This is a genomic window from Mesorhizobium sp. M1E.F.Ca.ET.063.01.1.1 (assembly GCF_003998155.1).
In the GTDB taxonomy this organism is placed as follows: Bacteria; Pseudomonadota; Alphaproteobacteria; order Rhizobiales; family Rhizobiaceae; genus Mesorhizobium.
Genome location: NZ_RZSC01000835.1, coordinates 1 through 2,456, shown reverse-complemented (window position 1 = coordinate 2,456; position 2,456 = coordinate 1). Strand labels below are relative to the sequence as shown.

The following is a 2,456-nucleotide window of genomic DNA, read 5'->3' as shown; positions in this document are numbered from 1 at the left end:
GGGAAAAGACGAAGCGGTCGAAGAAGGTCTTGCGGCGCTCGACGTCATCCAGGATCTGCCTTCTGATCTCGGCAGTGCCGACGCGCTTGACCCATTTGTAGATGCGCTCCAGGTAGCGGGCCTGCTCGCGATACATCTGGACGAGCGCCACAATCACCTCCAGCGCCTCATCCTCGGTCTTCACCAGGCCGAGCACTTCCGTGCCCTTGATGTCGAGGCCGGCAGCGCCCGCGAAGTGGATCTCGTAGCCAGAGTCGACGCACACCACGCCGACATCCTTGCAGGTCGCTTCGGCGCAGTTGCGCGGGCATCCCGACACCGCCATCTTCACCTTGGCCGGTGTCCACGAACCCCACATGAACTTCTCGATGCGGATGCCGAGACCAGTCGAATCCTGTGTGCCGAACCGGCACCAGTCGGAGCCGACGCAGGTCTTCACCGTGCGCAATCCCTTTGCATAGGCATGACCGGAGACGAAGCCGGCCTTGCCGAGATCGGCCCAGACCGCCGGCAGGTCCTCCTTGCGGATACCCAGCATGTCGATGCGCTGGCCGCCGGTCACCTTCACGGTCGGGATGCGGAACTTGTCGACCACGTCGGCGATGGCGCGCAATTCGCCGGCGCTGGTCACCCCGCCCCACATGCGCGGCACGACCGAATAGGTGCCGTCCTTCTGGATGTTGGCGTGCACACGCTCGTTGATGAACCGCGACTGATAGTCGTCGGCATATTGGTCCGGCCAGTCGCAGACGAGATAATAGTTCAGCGCCGGCCGGCACTTGGCGCAGCCGCAGGAGGTCTTCCATTCGAGCTCCTGCATGACGGCGGGTATCGTCTTCAGTCCTTTCGCCTTGATCAGGCGGCGCACGTCGTCGTGGCCAAGGCTCGTGCAGCCGCACATGGGCTGCACCGCCGCGGGGTTGTAGGCGTCGCCAAGCGTGAGCTTCAGGAGTTGCTCGACGAGACCCGTGCACGAGCCGCACGAGGCCGAGGCCTTGGTCTGGGCGCGCACGTCGTCGAGCCCGGTCAGCCCCTTGCCCGTGATCGCGCCGGTGATCTTGCCCTTGCAGACGCCGTTGCAGCCGCAGATTTCCGCATCATCCGCCAGTGCCGCAACGGCCGCCAAAGGGTCCGAGGAGGTGCCTCCCTGGAACGCCTGTCCGAAGATCAGCGTGTCGCGCATCTCCGAGATGTCGGTCGCTTTCTTCTTGAGGTCGTTGAACCAGGCGCCGTCGGCGGTCTCGCCGAACAGCACCGTGCCGATAATGCGGTTGTCCTGCAGCACCACGCGCTTGTAGATGCCCGCTGATGCGTCGCGCAGGATGATCTCCTCGCGATCCTCGCCGTCGGCGAAATCGCCCAGCGAGTAGAGGTCGATGCCGGTGACCTTGAGCTTGGTCGGCGTGTCGGAGTGGACGAAACGCCTGTCCTCGCTGTCGGTCAACCTGGCCGCCGCGACGCGGGCCATCTCGTAGAGAGGGGCAACCAGCCCGTAGACGTGGCCGCCGACTTCCGCGCATTCGCCGAGCGCCATGATGGTAGGATCGGAGGTCTGCATGCGGTCGTCGACGACGATGCCGCGATTGACCTCCAGCCCTGCCTCCTTGGCGAGTGCGATGCTAGGGCGGATGCCGACCGCCATCACCACCAGCGTTGCCGGGATGACCGTGCCATCCATGAGCTCGACGCCCTCGACCTTGCCATTGCCGAAAATGGCCTTGGTGTTGGCCTTGGTCATGACCTTGATGCCGCGCGCCTCGACGGCCTTCTGCAACAGGTAGCCGGCGGCCGGGTCGAGCTGGCGCTCCATCAGCGTCGGCATGACGTGGAGCACGGTGACGTCCATGCCGCGCTCCTTGAGCCCGGCCGCTGCTTCGAGGCCGAGCAGACCGCCGCCGATGACGATCGCCTTGGCGCGCGACTGCGCGGCGAGCAGCATGGCGTTGACGTCGTCGAGGTCGCGATAGGTCAGCACGCCGGGCAAGTCCTTGCCCGGCACCGGGATGATGAAGGGAACCGAGCCGGTGGCGATGACGAGTTGATCGTAGCTCTCGGTCACGCCGTGGTCCGAGGTGACGGTCCTCGCTTCCCTGTCGATGGCAACGATCTTGTGGCCCTTGTAGAGGGTGATGCCGTGCTTGATGTACCAGCCGTCGCCATGGATGACGATCTCCTCGAACGCCTTCTCGCCCGAAAGCACTGGCGACAGCATGATGCGGTCGTAGTTCACGCGCGGCTCGGCATTGAAGATGGTGACGCTGTAGCGGTCAGGTGCTGCCTCCAGCAGATGCTCGAGCATCCTGCCGGGCGCCATGCCGTTGCCGATGATGACGAGTTTTTCGCTCATGTCCGGTCAGCTCCGATCTATTCGGCGGCGTAGGAAAGGGGTGCGGTCTCGGCGGCGGCAGCGCGCTCCATCTGGCGGATGGTGACGTGCATCCAGACCAGGCACGAGA

General features: G+C 64.8%; 1 protein-coding gene. It reads right to left on the bottom strand.

Annotated features, from left to right (window positions below; genetic code table 11):
* Positions 1 to 2,347, bottom strand: a 2,347-nt coding sequence (nirB, locus tag EOA29_RS33080; RefSeq protein ID WP_145969942.1) for a nitrite reductase large subunit NirB, incomplete at its 3' end; no start/stop codon positions are given.
* Between the last annotated feature and the right edge of the window lie 109 nt (positions 2,348 to 2,456).